A 17,678-nucleotide genomic window follows, 5' to 3' on the forward strand; every position below is an offset into this window, starting at 1 on the left:
AATAGAAAGGCATGACCATACTCTTGCCGCCCCCGGAATGCTTTTCAAAAAGCGGGGGACACGACAACTACCCTGACACCGGGGGTCAAGATCAAGATCAAGATCAAGATCAAGATCAAGATCAAGATCAAGAGCCAGAGCCAGAGCCAGAGCCGGCGTCAGCGTCAGATTCTCAGTATGCTGGAGGCAACGGAGTCGCATTGAAGGCACCGACCAGCGGATTGTAAGCATCGGAAGCAAATTCGCACCCATTTGCAGTTGCTCCACGCGACGTGGCACCTTAGACTGCCGCCCCCTGTAAAAGAGTGCCGGTTGGCGCTTGAAGAATTCCGCGGCCGATGCCAAGGCGTCGGCGGCACATGAATCGCCCAAATGCACATTTTTTCATAGAGAAATCGATGACCAAGGAACAGTTGCTGGCCATGTCGGCCGATGACTACATGAACGCTGAACAGCTGGCCTTCTTCACAGAGCTGCTGCAGGCGATGAAAGTCGAAACCCATGCACGCATCGAGCTCAGCCGCACCACCATCGAAGGCCTGGACACCCCGTCCGACCCTGCCGACGTGGCCTCGGTTGAAGAAGAGCGGAGCTGGCTGGTCAATGCAATCGACCGCGACCAGCGCTCGCTGCCTCAGCTGGAAATGGCCCTGGAACGAATCTCCGACGAGAGCTTCGGCTGGTGCGATGACAGCGGTGAGCCGATTGGCCTGAAGCGTCTGCTGATCAGCCCGACCACCAAGTACTGCATCGAAGCCCAAGAGCGCCACGAGCAGCTCGACCGCCACCAGCGCCAGGTATAAACCCGCGCGCGGTGTGAGCCCCACGGAGCGATCCCTGGGGCTTTTTGCGTTTCTTGTGGGTGGTCGGTTTTGTTGCCTTGCGCGTAACACTGATGTACAGGGAAGCGCTGTTCCCACGCTGGCGACAGGCGTATCATGGCAATATCGTTAGGGTGCTAATTAATTCCGGAGGGAATGATGAATAGCCGAGTCGATGTAGCCGTGATGATTGGCTCAGGTGTGCCGGCCACTTTGCAGGCACTGGGCAAGCGCATCTGCTGGGTGGTGCTGGTCAATGGAGAACGCCGCGGCACTGCATTCGCCACGCGTGAGGAAGCGCTGGAGTGCCAGGTGGCCTGGCAGCAGCAACTGAAGAAAGGCCTGGCCGCCTGAAAATGTTTATTGCCTCTCGACGGGTTTCGGTGTTTTCGGGCATATTTGTCCTACAGTAAATGCGCACACGGATGCCAGGGCTTGTCTTCTTGCGGGCTCGCTCCCTTGATTGCGTTTAATGGCGAGTGATCTCAGCATCACGGTTCCCGAACCGGGAATGCGCCATGCGCCTTCGGTTGAAGGCGAATCTGGCAAACCAGAGTAAAGATTCCTGCGCGCTGCATCGTCAGCGGGCACAGACATTTCGTATATCGCTTTATTACTCTTATCGCCTATCGACAAGAAATGGCCGTGCCTCCCCGAGCTTGGGTGAGGGCGGGTTGTAACCGGTTGAGGATTACTTCATTGGCAGTCAGCACACTTGATACCCATGCGTTGTTCGCCCTGGGCGACCTGCGCGGTAAATTGGCCCACCTGTTCCAGGGTCGTTTTATCTACGTGACCGAGCAGAACCCCGAAGGCCTGTACATGGCCGAAATCGACACCGAAGACGCATTGGTGGTCGATGACAAACAGCGTCTCGAACTGAAAGTGGGTGACCACTTCCGCGCTGCCGTATTGCCCAGCCGTGAAGGTGGCAAGCTGGAAATGCGCTTTCGCGAAATCAAGTTGAATGTTTATGGCGTAGGCGATTATGCCTTCGTGTCGGTACCTGAGGGTGAGGGCATTGTGTTCCGCGAGGGGCATGGCGTGATGCTGGTCTTCGCTGCACAGCAACAAGTGCAGGAAGGCCTGGGCAAATTGCTGAAGGCGGTAACCGGCAAAGTTGCCAAATGGCGCAAGGGTGAGCTGACTACCTTCAAGGCCAGTGAATGACCGACAGTGATGAAGCGCCTGCCACGCGTGCGGAGTTTCATCGGCAGTATCAGGCCGATGCCGTAGCCGAGGCCGAGCGTTTGCTGGCCAGGCGCGAGGCGCTGCAAGGCGCGTGGCTGAGCTGGGTAGCGGGTGAGTTGTACCGGCTCGGCCCGCCCCCTTATGCCGCCATGGTCCGGCGAGAGCTGCAGCGCCTCAGCCAAAGGTGAGGCGGGGTGCTTCAGTTGCCGCGGTCGCGGCAGCTGCTGACTTCTTCGGGCACCGGCTCCTTCGACATGCGCTTGCGGAACAGTGCGGCCCTGGCCAGCAACAGCGTGGTCACCGGCACGGTGATCGACAGCAGGACGGGGATCAGCCACGCGTGCAGTACCGGCGCCTCCTTGAGCCACGAGAAGTAGATGATCGAGGCCAGTGCCACGCACCAGGCGCCAATGGTCGAGGCCAGCGCTGGCGGGTGCATGCGCTGGAAGTAATCCTTCAGGCGTACCAGGCCTATTGCGCCCACCAGGGCGAACACGCTGCCGGTCAGGAGCAGCACGGCCGTGACCACTTCGAGCCAGAAGGGCAGTACCAGGGTTTCGGTCATTCGATCACCTCACCGCGCAGCAGGAACTTGGCCAGGGCAAACGAGCCGACGAAGCCGAACAGCGCAATCAGCAGGGCACCTTCGAAGTAGGTGTCACTGGCATAACGGATCCCCAGCACCAGCATGGTCAGCATGGCCAAGATGTACAGGTAGTCCAGCGCCAGCACCCGGTCCTGGGCGGACGGGCCGCGGAACAGCCGGACCAGCGCCAGCGCCATGGCCAGGGCGAAAATGAACAGGCTGGCGAGAACAGCATGGGCGAGCAGGCCTGTCATTGGAATATCTCCATCAGCGGGCGTTCGTAGGTGTCCTTGAAGTGCTGGATAAAGGCCGCCTCATCGTCCAGGTCAAATACATGCAGTAGCAGCACACTGCGGTCCAGCGCCAGTTCAGACCAGACCGTGCCGGGTACTACGGTGGTGATCATCGACAGCGCCGCCAGGCCATGGGGGTCGTGCAGGGCCAGCGGGATATGCACGAATGCCGAACGTGGTGGCTGTTTGCCGGCGCGTAGCACACTACCGGCCACCAGCAGGTTGGACATGATCACATCGATGCCGACCCGGCCGATCAGGCGGGCGATGACCAGCGGCCGGCGCACATGGGCATGCTGGGGGCGCAGCGGTGCCATCAGCAGCGGGGCCAGTACGCCAAGTGCGGCACCCAGCAGCAGGTTGCCAGGGGTTACCGAAAGGTTGAGCAGCAGCCACAGGCCGAACAGCGCGACCGACAGAAGTGGGGCGGGGAACAGTCGGTTCATGGCTGCACCCCTGTGTCGAGCGAGGTGGGGCCTGGAATCGGCTTGGCAGCCATCACCGCCTTGATGTAGGTGTCTGGCGCCTGCAGGCTGGCGGCGGTGTCCTGGGTGTAACGCAGCAGGGGCTCGGCCTTGAGGCTGAGGATGATGCACAGGCCAAGCAGAATCACGATAGGCAGGCACTCATAGCGTCGCAGTACGGGCGACGGGCGCTCTTCGGGCTTCCAGAAACGCAGTATGCCGACACGGCCGAAGGCGACCAGCGATGCCATGCCCGACAGGATCAGCAACGCCACCAGGGCCCAGCCCGCAGCGCTCAGCGGCTGCTCGGCTGGCACGCCCAGGCCCTGTGGGTTGAACAGTGCACTGATCAGGTTGAGCTTGCCGACAAAGCCCGACAGCGGCGGCATGCCGATGATCAACAAGGCGCAGGCGATGAAGCTGAGGCCAAGGAAGGCCATGGTCCATGGGATGATCTGGCCGATCACCACCTTTTGTTCGTCGTCGAGGTTGATGCCCTTGGGCGGGTGGAGCGTTTCCAGCGGTGGTGGCATGACGTCTTCTTCGTCGTCCAGCGGCATCTCATTGGCCGAGCGCGAGCGTTCGACCAGTTCGGCGAGCAGGAACAGTGCACACAGGGCAAGGGTCGAGTTGACCAGGTAGAACAACGCCGCGCCGGTCAATGCTGCTTGCGCAAAGCCGACGGCGCCGAGCAGGGTGCCCGCCGAAACCAGAATGCTCAGGGCTGCCATTCGCTCCAGACGCTGTGCGGCCAGAATCGATACAGCCGCCACTGCCAGGGTCACCAGGCCGCCATACACCAGCCATTCGCCACCAAAATGGGCCGAGGCCCCGGCTTGCCCGGAAAACAGCAGCGTCCACAGGCGCAGCACAGCGTACAAGCCGACCTTGGTCATGATGGCGAACAGTGCAGCTACGGGCGCGCTGGCCGACGCGTAGGCCGGCACCAGCCAGAAGTTCAGCGGCCAGATACCGGCCTTGGCCAGGAAGGCCATTGCCAGGATGGCCGCGCCGGCATGCAGCAGGCCACGGTCGGCCTCCGGCACCAGTGGAACCTTCAGTGCCAGGTCGGCCATGTTCAGGGTGCCGGTCACGCCGTACAACATCGCCGCGCCGATCAAAAACAGCGAGGAAGCGAACAGGTTGATTGCGATGTAATGCAGGCCGGCCCGCACCCGCGCGCGCCCCGAGCCATGCAGCAGCAAGCCGTACGAGGCGGCCAGCAGCACTTCGAAGAATACGAACAGGTTGAACAGGTCTGCGGTAAGGAAGGCGCCATAAAGGCCCATCAGCTGAATCTGGAACAACGCATGGAAGCTGGCCCCGGCGCTGTCCCAGCGGGCGCGGGCAAACAGCAGGGCGCTGAAGCCGATGACCCCGGTAAGGGTCAGCAGCAGCGCGGACAGGTGGTCCACTACCAGCACGATACCGAACGGTGCCGGCCAGTTGCCCGGCAGGTAGACACCGATCGACTCCGCCTGCCCCTGGGTACGCACCCACAGCAGCAGGCTGACTGCGATGGCCAGGCCGGCGAAGGTTGACAGCAGGTTCAGCCGGGCCTTGATCTGCCGGTGCTTTTCGCCCAGCAGCAACATGACTGCAGCGGTAATCAGTGGTAGCAGGATGGGGGCTACGATCAGTTGACTCATACCACTCATTCGTCACGCTCCCGGCCATCCACGTGGTCGGTACCGGTCAGCCCGCGTGAAGCCAGCAACACCACCAGGAACAGTGCGGTCATGGCAAAGCTGATGACGATGGCGGTGAGCACCAGCGCCTGGGGTAGCGGGTCGGTGTAGTGCAGCAGGTCCTGGGTGACGCCATCCTTGATGATCGGTTCCTTGCCGATGAACAGGCTGCCCATGCTGAAAATGAACAGGTTGACCCCGTACGACAGCAGGCACAGGCCCATGATGACCTGGTAGGTACGAGGGCGCAGGATCAGCCACACCCCCGAGGCGGCCAGCACGCCGATGGCGACTGCAATCACTTCTTCCATCAGGCGGCTCCTGCTTGGCTGGTTTTCGCCGGGTTGCCCGGGCGGTAGGCGCGCACCGACTGGTGCGCCAGGGCAGTGAGGATCAGCAGGGTCGAGCCGACCACCACCGTGTACACGCCGACATCGAAGAACAGCGCGCTGGCCACATGCACATCACCCAGCAGCGGCAGGTGCAGGTGGGCAGTGTGGGTGGTAAGGAACGGGTAGCCCAGCAGCATGGCGCCGACCCCGGTCAGGGTCGCGCACAGCAGCCCGGTGCCCATCCAGCGCAAAGGACGCAGGCTCATCTGCGCCTCGACCCACTGGGTGCCGGCCACCATGTACTGCAGGATGAACGCCACCGACATCACCAGGCCGGCGACAAAGCCCCCGCCTGGCTGGTTGTGGCCACGCATGAACAGGTACATCGACACCAGCAGGGCGACTGGCAGCAGCAGGCGAACCAGCACGGCAGGCACCATCATGAAGCCCAGGGCAGTGTCGGTAGCGTGCCGTGGGTTGATAAGGTCGGTGACCACATCAGGCGCCAGCAGGCGCTGCTGTGCCGGCAGCTGCATGCTCTCTTTCGGTGGGCGGAAGCGTCGCAGCAGGGCGAATACGGTCAGCGCCACGGCCACCAGCACGGTGATTTCACCCAGGGTATCGAAGCCGCGGAAGTCGACCAGCATGACATTGACCACGTTGGTGCCGCCGCCCTGGGGCAGTGCCCGGCTAAGGTAGAACGAGGAAATGTCGTTGGGCGTTGGCCGGGTCAGCATGGCGTAGGACAATACGGCCATGCCGCCACCGACGAGCACTGCCAGCAGCAGGTCGCGCAGGCGGCGCATGCGCGCGCGCTCCAGGCTGCCGGGTAACGGCGAAACGCCTTCGATACGCCGCGGCAGCCAGCGCAGGCCAAGCAGGATGAGTACGGTGGTGACCACTTCGACCACCAGCTGGGTCAGGGCCAGGTCGGGTGCAGAGAACCAGACAAAGGTGATGCAGGTCATCAGGCCGCAGACACTGACCATGATGAGTGCCGCCAGACGGTGGTATTTGGCCTGGTAGGCGGCACCGATGGCGCAGGCAATTGCGATCAGCCACAGTGCGACAAACACGCCCGAACCCGGAATCTTCGGCCGGTCGCCCCAGCTGAGGCCACTGTAGAGCATGGGCGTGAGGCCGGCGAGGAAGGCAGCGAGCACCAGCATGAACAGCTGCGACTGCAGGCGGCGGCTGGTGAACAGGCGTTCGATGCGACGTGCCAGCACCATCAGGTGAACCTGGCCGTGCTCGAACAGGCGCTTGCCGTTGAAGCGCTCGATCACCGGCGGGTAAGGGAAGCGGCCCAGGCGCAGTTGCTTGCGCAGCAACAGGTACAGCACGATACCGCCGCTCATGGCCACCAGGCTCATGATCAGTGGCGCATTCCAGCCATGCCAGATGGCCAGGCTGTATTCCGGCAGGGTGCCGCCTACTACTGGCAGGGCCGCGGCAGCCAGCAGCGGGCCAACCGACTGGGCGGGGAAAATGCCCACCACCAGGCAGGTAAGCACCAGCAGCTCGACTGGCGCACGCATCCAGCGTGGCGGCTCGTGGGGCGTATGGGGCAGGTCCTGCGCGGTGGGGCCAAAGAATACATCCACGGTAAAGCGCAAGGCATAGGCCACGCTGAAGGTGCCGGCCAGTGTGGCGATTACCGGCAACGTCGCTTCGACCCAGGCGGTGGAGCTGATGAACACCGTTTCGGCGAAGAACATTTCCTTGGACAGGAAGCCGTTCATCAGGGGTACGCCGGCCATCGAGGCGCTGGCCACCATGGCCAGGGTGGCGGTATACGGCACCAGGCGGATCAGGCCGCTGAGGCGGCGGATGTCTCGCGTACCGCTTTCATGGTCGATGATGCCGGCGGCCATGAACAACGAGGCCTTGAAGGTAGCGTGGTTGAGGATGTGGAACACTGCGGCAACGGCGGCCAGCGGGCTGTTCAGGCCCAGCAGCAGGGTAATCAGGCCCAGGTGGCTGATGGTCGAGTACGCCAGCAGGCCCTTGAGGTCGTTCTGGAACATGGCGGCGAAGGCGCCGAGCAGCAGGGTGAGGGCGCCGGCGCCGCCGACGATCCAGAACCACTCTTCGCTACCCGACAGCACCGGCCACAGGCGCGCCAGCAGGAATACCCCGGCCTTGACCATGGTGGCGGAATGCAAATAGGCCGAAACCGGCGTGGGTGCTGCCATGGCGTGAGGCAGCCAGAACTGGAAGGGGAACTGTGCGCTTTTGCTCAGGGCGCCGATGAGGATCAGGGGCAGCAGCACCGGGTACAGCGCATGCTGGCGGATGGTGTCGCCGGCAGCCAGGACCTTGTCCAGGTCGTAGCTGCCGACCACATGGCCGAGCAGCAATGCCCCTACCAGCAGGCACAAACCGCCCGCGCCGGTCACCATCAGCGCCATGTAGGCGCCGCGCCGGGCGTCGGCGCGGTGGTGCCAATAGCCGATCAGCAGGAAGGAGAACAGGCTGGTGAGCTCCCAGAAGAACACAAGCTGGATCAGGTTGCCGGAGATCACCAGGCCGAGCATGGCGCCCATGAAGGCGAGGAAGAAGGCGAAGAAGCGCGGTACCGGGTCTTGCGGGGACATGTAGTAGCGGGCATACAGCGAAACCAGTGTGCCTATGCCCAACACCAGCAGCGAGAACAGCCAGGCAAAGCCGTCCATGCGCAGCACCAGATTCAGCCCCAGGCTGGGCAGCCAGAGAAATTCTTCGCGAATGACGCCCCCATCAGCAACCTGAGGGTACAGCAGTGCTACCTGGACGGTGCCGACCAGGGCCACGAGCCCGGCGAGAATGGACTCGGCGTTACGTGCGTTGTGCGGCAGCACGGCTGCCAGGCAACTGCCCACGAACGGCAGAAGCAATAGCACTATCAATGACATAGCGTTCTATTCTGAATAGGTTTGCCAAGGATCATACGTGCCGAGGGGGTGATCACCAACACGCAAGCTGTCGCAGAATCCTACAAACAGGCTGTTACAAGCTGTTTTTTTATAACAGTTTTTTACAAAGCATAGTCGCTGTTGGCGACTTTACAGCCCGGCCTGGCGTTCGCCTTCAGTTTGCGCTTCTTGTACCTCGGTGGTTTCGCGGGGGCGGCGTACCTTGAGTTCGCTAACCACCACTGCGATCACGATCAGCAAAGCGCCGAGCAGCGCCACGCCTGGCAGGCGTTCGCCGGCAATGCGCCCGACGACGCCGGCCCATACAGGCTCACCGGCATAGATGAGGGTGGCGCGGGTGGGCGAGACCGATTTCTGCGCCCAGTTCATCGCCACCTGGATTACTGCACTCATGGCGCCCAGGCCCACTGCGCTTGCCAGCAATAGCCAGGAGAAGTCGGGGATGCGCTCCTGGGTCGGCACAATCATCAGGAACGCCAGCAGCGAAGCAGTGGCCAGTTGCACCACGGTGACCCGGCGCACATCGACCTGGCCGGCATAGCGGCTGATCAGGATGATTTCGGCGGCAATGGCGACGGCGCTGACCAAGGTAACAACCTCGCCCTCGCTGAAATGCAGGCTGCCGCCTTCCGGCCCGGCCAGCAGCATCAGGCCGATGAACGCCAGGCAAATGCCGATGCTGGGCATCAGGCCCGGGCGACGGCCCAGCACCAGCCACTGCAACAGCGGTACGAACGGCACGTACAGTGCAGTGATAAACGCCGACTGGCTGCTGCTGATGGTTTGCAGGCCCATGGTTTGCAAGCCATAACCCAGCATGATCGACACGCCGATCAGCATGCCGGCCTTGAGTTCGGTGAAGGTCAGCCCGGGCAAGGCTCGCGCCGAGACCACGCCAACGAACAGTGCAGCCGCCGCAAAGCGCAGGCCAACGAAGAACATCGGGCCGCTGACTGTCATCACGTTATGTACCAGCAGGAAGGTGCCACCCCACAGCATGGTGATGAACACCAGCACCAGCTCCGCCTTGCTCAGGCGAAAGGTAACGGTAGGGGTCGGTTTGTTGCTGGCCTGGCTCATGGTCTTGCGCACTCGGAGGGGGCGGCGCACAATCGCCGCAAAGTGGGCAGTATACTGCGCAATCTTGACCTGTGAGCAATATAGTGCACAAAGATTCTTCGCACCGGGCATCGGTGCTGCAACACGTCAGCCTTAATGTGCGCAGCTTGCGCAACGCTGCCGGCATGAGCCAGACAGCGTTGGCCGAGCGCTCCGGGGTCAGCCGGCGCATGCTGGTGGCGATCGAAGCGGGCGAAAAGAACGTCAGCCTGACCACCCTCGACCTGATCGCGGAAGCCTTGGGGGTGGCTTTCAGTACCCTGATCCAGGCACCTGACCAGCGTGACCCCGGCCACATCGAGGAGCTGGCCTGGGCCGGTGAGCACCCGCAGAGCAGGGCAGTGTTGTTGGGAGCCAGCGCTGCACGGCGCGAGGTGGAGCTTTGGGAGTGGACGTTGGCACCGGGCGAGTGCTACTCCAGCGAGGCTGATGCCGAAGGCTGGAGTGAGCAGATCTACGTGGCCGAAGGGCAGCTGACACTGGTCATCGAAGGGGCCGAGCACTGCCTGCAGGTGGGGCAGTTTCATGTATTCCCCAGCAACTGCCGGTATGCCTACCGCAACGATGGTGCCGTTGCGGTGCGCTTCGTGCGTAATGTGGTGATTTGAGGTTGCCCGTTCAACCGCCCAGCAACTCCTCGGTTTTCACCACCTTGGCATAGGCAAACGCCAGCGCCGCCATCGCCGAATCATGTACCTGCGCCGCCGGCACCTGCTTGCCGTCGAATTCCAGCGGCAGGGTTGCGCAGGCATCATGCGCCACGGTCACCGTGTAGCCCAGGTCGGCCGCAGCACGGGTGGCGGCGTCGATGCACATGTGGCTCATGCTGCCGACGATGGTCAGGGCCTCGACGCCATGCTGGTCCAGCGTGTGCTCAAGGTCGGTGCCGAGGAAGGCGTTGACCTTGTGCTTGAGCACCACCGGCTCGCCTGCTGCCGGTTCGACTTTGGCGTGAATGGCTGCGCCCTGGGAGCCAGGCGCGAAGAAAGGTGCATCGGCACTGTCGAACTCGTGGCGCACATGCACCACCAGGTCGCCGCGTTGGCGCGCCGCAGCCAGCAGCCGGGCAGCATTGTCGGCCGCCCGGTCGGCGCCGTCGAGGGTCCACTTGCCGCCCGGGAAGTAGTCGTTCTGGATGTCGATGATGATCAGCGCCTGCTTGTTCATGCTGCCTCCTGTGGCAGTAGTCGTTGGTAGGCGTTAGTTATAGGCTGTGTGCATGAACCTGAGGATTGGCGCGAACGACACTATGCGGGCAAAAACTGACATTCCTGCCAGCCTGGACATCGGCCTGTTGCTATACCCCGGCGTGCAGCGCGCCGCCGTGCATGGCCTGGCCGACCTGTTCCTGGTGGCCAACCGGGTTGCGGCCGAACTGGGAGCCGTCGAATTGCCACAAGTGCGCGTCAGTTTATGGCAGGTTGATGAGGCCGGGCTGCTGCTGGCTGCCCAGGACAACCCTAGCGTGGCTTCGGCGGGCCTGCGTGTATTGATCATTCCGCCGAGCCTTGAGTCGGCCCCGCAAGCCGAGCTGCTCGAACGTCACCGCGCGTCGCTGTGCCAACTGCACGGTCGCGGTACCGTGCTGGCGTCGGTGTGTATCGGGGTATTTTTCATTGCCGCCAGCGGCCTGCTCGACGGCCGCCCGGCCTGTACCCACTGGAACTATGTGCAGGCACTTGCCCAGCGCTTCCCCCGCGTGCGGGTTGAGGCCCAGCAGCCGTTGCTGGACGACGGTGATATCGTGACCTCTGCCGGGCTGATGGCCTGGACCGGGCTGGGCTTGCGCCTGCTGGAGCGTTTTCTGGGGGCGACGGTGGCACGGGAGACGGCCCGTTACCTGGCCGTCGACCCGGTCGCAGCACCACTGCCTGGGGCAGTGTTCAACCCGCGCCTGGATCATGGGGACGAGGCAGTGCTTAAAGTGCAGCACTGGTTGCAGGGCAATGGCGGGCAGGAAGGCGACCTTGCCGCCATGGCGGCGTGTGCCGGTTTGGAAGCGCGTACGTTCCTGCGGCGTTTTCGTACGGCTACCGGGCTGCGCCCGACCGAGTACTGCCAGCAGGTGAGGGTGGGGCGGGCGTGCCGTTTGCTGGAGTTTACCCGGCGCAATGTCGAACAGATCGCCTGGGGTGTCGGTTATCAAGACCCGAGCGCGTTCCGCAAGGTATTCCAGCGCATTACCGGCCTTACCCCGAGTGACTATCGGCGGCGTTTTGCAGTACCCGGCCAGGGCTGATGAAAACTGCTTGACCTTGACTTTACTTGAGGTTTTACCCTGCTCGGCATCGCGCTGCACGCGCCCGTAGCCAGGAGACCGCCAATGTTGGCAAGCCCTAACCCCCTGTGGTTCACCCAGATGATCGAGTACCAGGTGCCCAGCATGTGCCAGCAAGCGTTGGTCCAGGCCCTGGTGGTGCGCAGCGAAGTGCTGGCCGCGCGTTGTGAAGGGCTGCAGGGTGTCAGCATCCAGGCCAGTGACGATGGCAGCCGGGTGTTGCAGTACCTGCAATGGCAGTCACGCCAGGCCTGGTCGGCAGCAGCCGTGTACTTCGTCGAGGAGCCCTTCCTTGAGTTGCTGGCGCAGCATCAGGCGAGCGGGTTGAATTTTGCTGCCTACCAGACCCTGCGCAGCCTGGTGCGCGGCGCCGACGGCGGCCTGCATTGTGAGGTAGGGGAGCCTCAGGCATACCACGGGGCGTAGTGCGGGTAGCGGTCGAGGCGGGCACCGATGACCATTTCGCTGATCCATGCTGCCAGGATCGAGCTATAGGCCTTCTGGCTGGCTTCGCTGGATAAGGCATGGTCGGCGCCGTCGACGATACGGTGGGTGAGCGAGTGGGCGCTGGCGAATGCCGAGCGGTAGCTCATCAGCGTGCTGTGCGGCACGTAGTCGTCCTGCTCGGACTCCACCAGCAGCACATCCCCGCCAAACTCGGCGCAGGCCGCCAGAGCGCGGTTGTCTGCCGGGCCCAGCGGGCTGCGGCGGTAGGCATTCAGGCGTTGGCGGTCGAGGGTTTGTTTGGGGGTGTGCCATTCGTCATCCCAATACAGCGCGGGTACCCGCAGCGCCAGCCACCTGACGGGTCGCTCGCGGGTCAGCAAGGTGGCCAGGTAGCCTCCGTAGCTGCTGCCGATGATGGCGATGGCACTGCTGTCTACGGCCGGGTGGCTGAGCAGCCGGTCATAGGCTACCCGCAAATCCTGCAGGTTCTGCTCCCGGGTGACGATCAGGCGTTGGCTTTCGGTCTTTTCGTGGCCGCGCAGGTCGAAGGTCATGCACACGCACCCCAGCCCGGTGATGTGACGGGCGCGGGCCAGGTCGCGCTGCTGGCTGCCGCCCCATCCATGGACAAAGAGAATGCCCGGCATTTTGCTGCCAGGGCTGACCAGGGTGCCGACGATGCTGTCGTTTTCGACTTGCAGTTCAACGGTTTCACTCTGAATGGTCATGTTCGCGGATCCGTGCAAATTTGCTGAGTTGTCCGAGTTCACTGTCGTTTCCTTGGTAGAAGAGGGTGGCGTCAGTGGGCAGGTCAGGGGTACCGAACACTTCATGTGTGGAGGCGCGGACCCGCTGCAAGGCCGGGTCATCGCTAAAAGCCTGCAACGCCAGCAACTCGGCGCTGCTGGCACCGCCCAGACGCCAGGACTGTTCCAGTACACCGCTGCGCAGGTGGCCCTGGGCATCGACGCCGCGGGCGATGTCGTAGTTGCGCCGGGAGGCGATGAAACCAGGGAAGTGCTGTTCGGCGGCTTGTTCGTAGACCATGGCCTGGTTGATGGCCAGGCGCAGGTGGTCTTCCAGCGGTAATTGCAGCAACGCTTGATAGTCACCCCGTACAACCACCAGGTCGGAACCGCCGTACACTTCGGTGCCGTGATGGTCGTGGGTGAGTTGCTGGGTGCCGTGATAGCTACAGGTCAGGCCGCCCACACGTACTTGGCCGACGCTGAAAGTTTGTACGTCGCTCAGGTCTTCTTCGAGTACCAGGCCCCATAGCGCCAGCGCTTCGTCATTCATGCCTGCCAGCAATGGCTCCAGCGCATTCGCCGTGGTGATGACCTGCTGCCCGCGGCCGGCGCAAGCCAGCACGGGCTTGACTCGCAAGGGGCCATCGACCAGCAGTAGCTGGGCAGCGGTGCGCGCATCGGCCTTGCTGAATACCGTGTAGCCGCGCAGCAAGGCGTCACTTGCCTGTCGGGCGAAAGCATCGGTCCAGCCTGGCGGGAAGCTGGCCCCGGCCGGCAATGGATGCGAGATGGCCTTGGTCGCCATGTAGGGGGACGCAACCAGCCCGCCGAACAAGTCCTGCTCACCGCAGATGCCGATGGCGGCATAGCGTTTGCTGTCGATCAGGGTTTCGGTAGGGAGATAGTAGTAGCCGTCGCTGGCCGAGGGCGAGTGGTCGGGTTGTACGCACTGGCAGCCCAACAGACAGGCCAGGCCATCGGCGAGCTTGAGGTGTACGGCATGCTCATGTTCGGGCGTGTGCGTGCGGGTGTCGAGCAGTACCACGCCGCTTTTCGGTTTGCAGGCACTGGGCATGGTCGGTTGCCTGTGTGCAATGAATGTACTGTGTGTGAAGCCGATACCTTATGGAAGTTCAGCCAGAGTTGATCGGTGGTGCGGGTACTGTAGGACGTTTCCGGTTAATTCAGGTTGCGATTGCAGGGCTCTGGCGGCTGTTCCATTATCGGCCTATTGGATCAACCGTGATGTAGCCGCAGGAGAGCGCATGAACGTCCAGACCCCCCTTGAGCAAAGCGTGACACAGCGCCTGGCACGCCTGCGTCAGGCCATGGCGGCAGAGGGCATCAATGCCTTGCTGGTACCCTCGGCCGACCCTCACCTTTCCGAATACCTGCCTGGTTACTGGCAGGGGCGCCAGTGGCTGTCGGGCTTTTACGGCTCGGTTGGCACACTGGTGGTCACGTCCGGCTTTGCCGGGTTGTGGGTCGATAGCCGCTACTGGGAACAGGCGGATCACGAACTGGCCGGCAGCGGTATCGAACTGATGAAACTGTTGCCCGGCAAACCCGGGGCGCTGGAATGGCTGGGCGAAAACGTCGAGACAAACGGCAGCGTCGCGGTGGATGGTGCGGTCATGGCGTTGGCCTCGGCGCGCCAACTGGGTGAGCGGCTGAAGGCACGCGGCGCACGGCTGGTCACCGACAAGGATTTGCTGGGGCAAGTCTGGGATGGGCGCCCGGCGCTACCGGGCAACCCGGTGTACCAGCATTTACCGCCGCATGCGACGGTGAACCGGGCAGAAAAACTCGCGCAGTTGCGTCAGGGCATGCTGGCCAAGGGCGCCGACTGGCATTTCATTGCTACCCTCGATGACATCGCATGGCTGTTCAATCTGCGTGGTAGCGATGTCTCCTACAACCCGGTATTCCTGGCCTTTGCCTTGATCAATCAGCAGCAGGCCATTCTGTTCGTGGGTCAGGACAAGGTGGACGCACATTTGCGCCAGGTGCTGGCAGCCGATGGCATCGAGGTGCGCGACTATGGCGAAGCGGGCAAGGCACTCGGTGCTGTCCCTGCCGGGAGCCGGTTGCTGGTGGATCCGGCGCGGGTCACCTGTGGCCTGCTGGAGAGCCTGCCCACAGAGGTGTCGCTGATCGAGGGGATCAACCCCACCACCTTGAGCAAATCATGCAAAGGTGATGAAGACCTGGTGCACATTCGCCAGGCCATGGAGCAGGATGGCGCCGCCTTGTGCGAGTTCTTTGCCTGGTTGGAGGGCAGCCTGGGCAATGAGACAATCACCGAACTGACGATTGACGAGCAGTTGAGTGCCGCACGTGCCCGGCGCCCGAACTTCGTATCGCTGAGCTTTTCGACCATTGCCGCCTTCAATGGCAATGGTGCCATGCCGCATTACCGCGCCACCGAGCAGTCGCATGCGGTCATCGAGGGTGACGGGCTGCTGCTGATCGACTCGGGCGGGCAATACCTGGGGGGTACCACCGACATCACGCGCATGGTGCCAGTGGGCAACCCCAGCTACCCGCAGAAGCAGGATTGCACCCGGGTACTCAAAGGCATGATTGCCCTGTCACGTGCGACCTTTCCGCGTGGGGTGCTGTCGCCGTTGCTTGATGCCATTGCCCGGGCACCGATCTGGGCCGACCAGGTGGATTACGGGCACGGCACCGGGCACGGGGTAGGCTACTTCATGAACGTGCACGAGGGGCCACAGGTGATCGCCTACCAGGCGGCACCCGCGCCGCAAACGGCGATGCAAGCGGGCATGATCAGCTCGATCGAGCCAGGTACGTACCGCCCGGGGCAATGGGGCGTGCGCATCGAGAACCTGGTGGTCAATCGCGAGGCCGGCAAGAGCGCCTTCGGCGACTTCCTTCACTTCGAGACCTTGACGCTGTGCCCGATCGATACCCGCTGCCTGCTACCCGAGCAGCTGGCGAAAGACGAGCTGGAATGGCTGAATCGCTATCACACCAATGTGCGTGAGCGCCTTGCCCCCTTGCTCAAGGGCGATGCCTTGGCCTGGCTGGAGATGCGTACAGCGCCGCTATAAAGGCAAATGAAAAGGGCAGCTCGCGAGCTGCCCTTTTTCTATTTGCAGATGACGATCATGCTGCGGCTGGTGTAGCCCGCCGGGTTGATGCCGAACAAGTAGTCACCGGCCTCTTCATCGTTATCACCCGAACGGGCAATAACCCGGTAGCCGCGCGTACTGCAAGAGCTTGCGGCCTTGCTGTAGCAGTTGTCCCACGAGGAAGACAGGCCGGAGCAATTGATATGCAGGCCCTTCTTGCCCCTTTTGACCTCAGTCTTGGCTGTAGCGGCACATCCAGCAATAGCCAAGATGGCCAGGATGAGAAAAATACGTTTCATTCCTGTCCTTAAATGCAGGGTGGATCAGTTGCCTGGCCCTGTCGTTATCGCTTTGATTCGTCCTGAAATATCCCCAGCGTCCGTGTTCGGTCCAGTAGATAGCGTAAAGATGATGATTCTGTGACAGCTTAATCAGCGAGGCGGGCGGCTACAATCACTAATCCTGTCTCAAATGAAAATATTTCTCATATCAGTCTGCTGCGACGGCCGGGGTGGGCTCCTTGCGCATCGACAGGGTAGTGCCAACCGATGCGGCGATAATTGCACCAATCGCCAGCCATTGGGTGAACGTCAGCACCTCGCCGAGGAACAGCAGGCCGGACAGTGCGCCGAAAGCCGGTTCGATGCTCATCAAGGTGCCGAATGTGCGCGCCGGGATGCGCGTGAGGGCAATCATTTCCAGGCTGTAGGGCAGGGCGGTGGACAGCACTGCAACGGCCAGGGCCACGGGGATCAAGGCAGGCGTGAGCAGTGCGCTACCCGCGTGGGCGATACCGATGGGGGCAACAAACAGGGCGGCGACCACCACCCCCAAGGCTGCACTCTGGATACCGTGCTCGGCCCCGGCGCGCTGGCCGAAGAGAATGTAGAGGGCCCAGCATACGCCAGCGCCCAGCGCATAAGCCGCGCCCACCGGGTCGAGTGCCTGGCCACCGTGGCCAGCTGGCAACAGCAGCAGCAAGCCGGCGATGGCCAGGGCAATCCACAGGAAGTCGATCGGCCGGCGCGAAGAGAAGATTGCCACTGCCAACGGGCCGGTGAACTCCAGCGCCACGGCAATGCCGATCGGAACTGTTTGCAGTGCCATATAGAAGAGGAAGTTCATGCCACCCAACGCCATGCCATAGATGACCACGTTGCGCAGGGTGGTGGCGGTCATGCGTACCCGCCACGGGCGCAATATAAGCAGCATGATGATGCTGGCGAATATCAGGCGCAGGGTGGTGGTGCCTTGCGCGCCGATCACGGGGAACATGCTTTTGGCCAGGGAGGCACCAGACTGGATCGATGCCATGGCGATAAGCAGCAGGCCGATCGGGAAGAGAGTGGCGGCCAGGCTGCGGGGTTGGGTGTTCATTTAGGTGTGGCGATCCTTGGGTGGCGTGTAGGTTGAGCAATATAGTGCGCAATTGCTGGGGCGCGTGATAGCCCTGAAGTGACTTCGCAGGAAATATTTCAAATCATTGAAATTAAAGGTTGACCTGCCCGAAGACCGCCCTATAATGCGCACCATTCCAACGCGGTAGCGAAGCAAAGCTAGCCACCCTGTTGAGTCAAGTGTTTGAAGCTAAACGAGTTTCTCGCAAAAAAACTTCAAAATAAACGCTTGACAGGCTCTGAGGAAAGCGTAGAATGCGCGCCTCGGTTGAGACGAAAAGCTCTTAACCAAACGCTCTTTAA

21 protein-coding genes are annotated in these 17,678 nt (G+C 62.4%); 8 read left to right on the forward strand and 13 right to left on the reverse strand.

The annotated features are described in order from the left end of the window. The coding region (locus ACFY9W_RS28260) for a hypothetical protein (RefSeq protein WP_391137898.1) at window positions 1-267 on the reverse strand (267 nt) is incomplete at its 3' end. A 131-nt stretch (window positions 268-398) separates the two neighbouring features. On the opposite strand from ACFY9W_RS28260, the gene ACFY9W_RS28265 reads away from it, so the two are divergent. The 4 genes from ACFY9W_RS28265 to ACFY9W_RS28280 all read left to right on the forward strand — a co-directional run bounded on the left by ACFY9W_RS28265 (window position 399) and on the right by ACFY9W_RS28280 (window position 2,200). Beyond that, complete coding sequence (locus ACFY9W_RS28265; RefSeq protein WP_391137901.1) at window positions 399-803, forward strand: TraR/DksA C4-type zinc finger protein; 405 nt, start codon at window positions 399-401, stop codon at window positions 801-803. Between the two features lie 177 nt (window positions 804-980). Continuing rightward, window positions 981-1,175, forward strand: coding sequence for a hypothetical protein (locus tag ACFY9W_RS28270; protein WP_391137904.1), 195 nt, complete (start codon window positions 981-983; stop codon window positions 1,173-1,175). Window positions 1,176-1,520: 345 nt separating this feature from the next. Next, window positions 1,521-1,991, forward strand: a complete 471-nt coding sequence (locus ACFY9W_RS28275; RefSeq protein WP_391137907.1) for a hypothetical protein — start codon at window positions 1,521-1,523, stop codon at window positions 1,989-1,991. After that, the gene (locus tag ACFY9W_RS28280; protein WP_391137910.1) at window positions 1,988-2,200 is read left to right on the forward strand and encodes a hypothetical protein; all 213 of its coding nucleotides are present in this window, start codon (window positions 1,988-1,990) and stop codon (window positions 2,198-2,200) included. Before ACFY9W_RS28275 ends, ACFY9W_RS28280 begins: the two co-directional genes overlap by 4 nt. An 11-nt stretch (window positions 2,201-2,211) precedes the next feature. On the opposite strand, the gene ACFY9W_RS28285 is transcribed toward ACFY9W_RS28280, so the two are convergent. The 7 genes from ACFY9W_RS28285 to ACFY9W_RS28315 all read right to left on the reverse strand — a co-directional run bounded on the left by ACFY9W_RS28285 (window position 2,212) and on the right by ACFY9W_RS28315 (window position 9,370). Next, window positions 2,212-2,577 carry a Na+/H+ antiporter subunit G gene (locus ACFY9W_RS28285; RefSeq protein WP_391137913.1) on the reverse strand — a complete coding sequence of 122 codons (366 nt, stop codon included), beginning with the start codon at window positions 2,575-2,577 and terminating at the stop codon, window positions 2,212-2,214. Then, on the reverse strand, window positions 2,574-2,852 hold the full coding sequence (locus ACFY9W_RS28290; RefSeq protein ID WP_391137916.1) for a K+/H+ antiporter subunit F: 279 nt from the start codon (window positions 2,850-2,852) through the stop codon (window positions 2,574-2,576). Before ACFY9W_RS28290 ends, ACFY9W_RS28285 begins: the two co-directional genes overlap by 4 nt. After that, window positions 2,849-3,337 carry a Na+/H+ antiporter subunit E gene (locus ACFY9W_RS28295; RefSeq protein WP_391137919.1) on the reverse strand — a complete coding sequence of 163 codons (489 nt, stop codon included), beginning with the start codon at window positions 3,335-3,337 and terminating at the stop codon, window positions 2,849-2,851. The genes ACFY9W_RS28290 and ACFY9W_RS28295 overlap by 4 nt, the downstream gene beginning before the upstream one ends. Further along, complete coding sequence (locus tag ACFY9W_RS28300; RefSeq protein ID WP_391137921.1) at window positions 3,334-5,013, reverse strand: monovalent cation/H+ antiporter subunit D; 1,680 nt, start codon at window positions 5,011-5,013, stop codon at window positions 3,334-3,336. The genes ACFY9W_RS28295 and ACFY9W_RS28300 overlap by 4 nt, the downstream gene beginning before the upstream one ends. Then, on the reverse strand, window positions 5,010-5,354 hold the full coding sequence (locus ACFY9W_RS28305) for a Na+/H+ antiporter subunit C (RefSeq protein ID WP_003250128.1): 345 nt from the start codon (window positions 5,352-5,354) through the stop codon (window positions 5,010-5,012). The genes ACFY9W_RS28300 and ACFY9W_RS28305 overlap by 4 nt, the downstream gene beginning before the upstream one ends. After that, a complete protein-coding gene (locus ACFY9W_RS28310) occupies window positions 5,354-8,269 on the reverse strand; it encodes a monovalent cation/H+ antiporter subunit A (RefSeq protein ID WP_391137925.1) in 2,916 nt (971 codons plus the stop codon). Before ACFY9W_RS28310 ends, ACFY9W_RS28305 begins: the two co-directional genes overlap by 1 nt. 150 nt (window positions 8,270-8,419) lie before the next feature. Next, window positions 8,420-9,370: an EamA family transporter gene (locus tag ACFY9W_RS28315; RefSeq protein WP_391137928.1), complete on the reverse strand. Its 951-nt coding sequence runs from the start codon at window positions 9,368-9,370 to the stop codon at window positions 8,420-8,422. Window positions 9,371-9,453: 83 nt separating this feature from the next. Here ACFY9W_RS28315 and ACFY9W_RS28320 point away from each other — a divergent pair, with 83 nt between their 5' ends. Continuing rightward, window positions 9,454-10,017, forward strand: a complete 564-nt coding sequence (locus ACFY9W_RS28320; RefSeq protein WP_391137931.1) for a helix-turn-helix domain-containing protein — start codon at window positions 9,454-9,456, stop codon at window positions 10,015-10,017. Window positions 10,018-10,027: 10 nt separating this feature from the next. On the opposite strand, the gene ACFY9W_RS28325 is transcribed toward ACFY9W_RS28320, so the two are convergent. Next, entirely contained in the window at window positions 10,028-10,576 is a 549-nt protein-coding gene (locus tag ACFY9W_RS28325) for an isochorismatase family protein (RefSeq protein WP_391137934.1), read from the reverse strand. Between the two features lie 82 nt (window positions 10,577-10,658). Between ACFY9W_RS28325 and ACFY9W_RS28330 the strand changes: the two genes are divergently transcribed. Together ACFY9W_RS28330 and ACFY9W_RS28335 are read left to right on the forward strand one after the other, a co-directional pair. Then, on the forward strand, window positions 10,659-11,648 hold the full coding sequence (locus ACFY9W_RS28330; RefSeq protein ID WP_391137937.1) for a helix-turn-helix domain-containing protein: 990 nt from the start codon (window positions 10,659-10,661) through the stop codon (window positions 11,646-11,648). 84 nt (window positions 11,649-11,732) lie between these two features. Beyond that, complete coding sequence (locus ACFY9W_RS28335) at window positions 11,733-12,113, forward strand: antibiotic biosynthesis monooxygenase (protein ID WP_391137940.1); 381 nt, start codon at window positions 11,733-11,735, stop codon at window positions 12,111-12,113. Here ACFY9W_RS28335 and ACFY9W_RS28340 read toward each other — a convergent pair. Further along, a complete protein-coding gene (locus ACFY9W_RS28340; RefSeq protein WP_391137942.1) occupies window positions 12,092-12,862 on the reverse strand; it encodes an alpha/beta fold hydrolase in 771 nt (256 codons plus the stop codon). The two genes, ACFY9W_RS28335 and ACFY9W_RS28340, sit on opposite strands and share 22 nt — an antisense overlap. Next, window positions 12,846-13,958 carry a DUF3182 family protein gene (locus ACFY9W_RS28345; RefSeq protein ID WP_391137945.1) on the reverse strand — a complete coding sequence of 371 codons (1,113 nt, stop codon included), beginning with the start codon at window positions 13,956-13,958 and terminating at the stop codon, window positions 12,846-12,848. The genes ACFY9W_RS28340 and ACFY9W_RS28345 overlap by 17 nt, the downstream gene beginning before the upstream one ends. A 190-nt stretch (window positions 13,959-14,148) precedes the next feature. Here ACFY9W_RS28345 and ACFY9W_RS28350 point away from each other — a divergent pair, with 190 nt between their 5' ends. Next, window positions 14,149-15,957 carry a M24 family metallopeptidase gene (locus tag ACFY9W_RS28350; protein ID WP_391137948.1) on the forward strand — a complete coding sequence of 603 codons (1,809 nt, stop codon included), beginning with the start codon at window positions 14,149-14,151 and terminating at the stop codon, window positions 15,955-15,957. Window positions 15,958-15,995: 38 nt separating this feature from the next. On the opposite strand, the gene ACFY9W_RS28355 is transcribed toward ACFY9W_RS28350, so the two are convergent. Together ACFY9W_RS28355 and rhtA are read right to left on the reverse strand one after the other, a co-directional pair. Continuing rightward, on the reverse strand, window positions 15,996-16,277 hold the full coding sequence (locus tag ACFY9W_RS28355; protein WP_021783182.1) for a hypothetical protein: 282 nt from the start codon (window positions 16,275-16,277) through the stop codon (window positions 15,996-15,998). Between the two features lie 190 nt (window positions 16,278-16,467). Then, window positions 16,468-17,355, reverse strand: coding sequence for a threonine/homoserine exporter RhtA (rhtA, locus tag ACFY9W_RS28360; RefSeq protein ID WP_391137952.1), 888 nt, complete (start codon window positions 17,353-17,355; stop codon window positions 16,468-16,470). Window positions 17,356-17,678: the final 323 nt, after the last annotated feature.

The organism is Pseudomonas sp. NPDC008258, from assembly GCF_042956345.1.
Lineage (GTDB): Bacteria > Pseudomonadota > Gammaproteobacteria > Pseudomonadales > Pseudomonadaceae > Aquipseudomonas.

Bases quoted from the DNA above. Each gene is read 5' to 3' on its own strand.
- ACFY9W_RS28265 (WP_391137901.1), top strand. From the start codon at position 399: ATGACCAAGGAACAGTTGCTGGCCATGTCGGCCGATGACTACATGAAC.
- ACFY9W_RS28270 (WP_391137904.1), top strand. From the start codon at position 981: ATGAATAGCCGAGTCGATGTAGCCGTGATGATTGGCTCAGGTGTGCCG.
- ACFY9W_RS28280 (WP_391137910.1), top strand. From the start codon at position 1,988: ATGACCGACAGTGATGAAGCGCCTGCCACGCGTGCGGAGTTTCATCGG.
- ACFY9W_RS28285 (WP_391137913.1), bottom strand. From the start codon at position 2,577: ATGACCGAAACCCTGGTACTGCCCTTCTGGCTCGAAGTGGTCACGGCC.
- ACFY9W_RS28290 (WP_391137916.1), bottom strand. From the start codon at position 2,852: ATGACAGGCCTGCTCGCCCATGCTGTTCTCGCCAGCCTGTTCATTTTC.
- ACFY9W_RS28295 (WP_391137919.1), bottom strand. From the start codon at position 3,337: ATGAACCGACTGTTCCCCGCCCCACTTCTGTCGGTCGCGCTGTTCGGC.
- ACFY9W_RS28300 (WP_391137921.1), bottom strand. From the start codon at position 5,013: ATGAGTGGTATGAGTCAACTGATCGTAGCCCCCATCCTGCTACCACTG.
- ACFY9W_RS28305 (WP_003250128.1), bottom strand. From the start codon at position 5,354: ATGGAAGAAGTGATTGCAGTCGCCATCGGCGTGCTGGCCGCCTCGGGG.
- ACFY9W_RS28310 (WP_391137925.1), bottom strand. From the start codon at position 8,269: ATGTCATTGATAGTGCTATTGCTTCTGCCGTTCGTGGGCAGTTGCCTG.
- ACFY9W_RS28315 (WP_391137928.1), bottom strand. From the start codon at position 9,370: ATGAGCCAGGCCAGCAACAAACCGACCCCTACCGTTACCTTTCGCCTG.
- ACFY9W_RS28325 (WP_391137934.1), bottom strand. From the start codon at position 10,576: ATGAACAAGCAGGCGCTGATCATCATCGACATCCAGAACGACTACTTC.
- ACFY9W_RS28330 (WP_391137937.1), top strand. From the start codon at position 10,659: ATGCGGGCAAAAACTGACATTCCTGCCAGCCTGGACATCGGCCTGTTG.
- ACFY9W_RS28335 (WP_391137940.1), top strand. From the start codon at position 11,733: ATGTTGGCAAGCCCTAACCCCCTGTGGTTCACCCAGATGATCGAGTAC.
- ACFY9W_RS28340 (WP_391137942.1), bottom strand. From the start codon at position 12,862: ATGACCATTCAGAGTGAAACCGTTGAACTGCAAGTCGAAAACGACAGC.
- ACFY9W_RS28345 (WP_391137945.1), bottom strand. From the start codon at position 13,958: ATGCCCAGTGCCTGCAAACCGAAAAGCGGCGTGGTACTGCTCGACACC.
- ACFY9W_RS28350 (WP_391137948.1), top strand. From the start codon at position 14,149: ATGAACGTCCAGACCCCCCTTGAGCAAAGCGTGACACAGCGCCTGGCA.
- ACFY9W_RS28355 (WP_021783182.1), bottom strand. From the start codon at position 16,277: ATGAAACGTATTTTTCTCATCCTGGCCATCTTGGCTATTGCTGGATGT.
- rhtA (WP_391137952.1), bottom strand. From the start codon at position 17,355: ATGAACACCCAACCCCGCAGCCTGGCCGCCACTCTCTTCCCGATCGGC.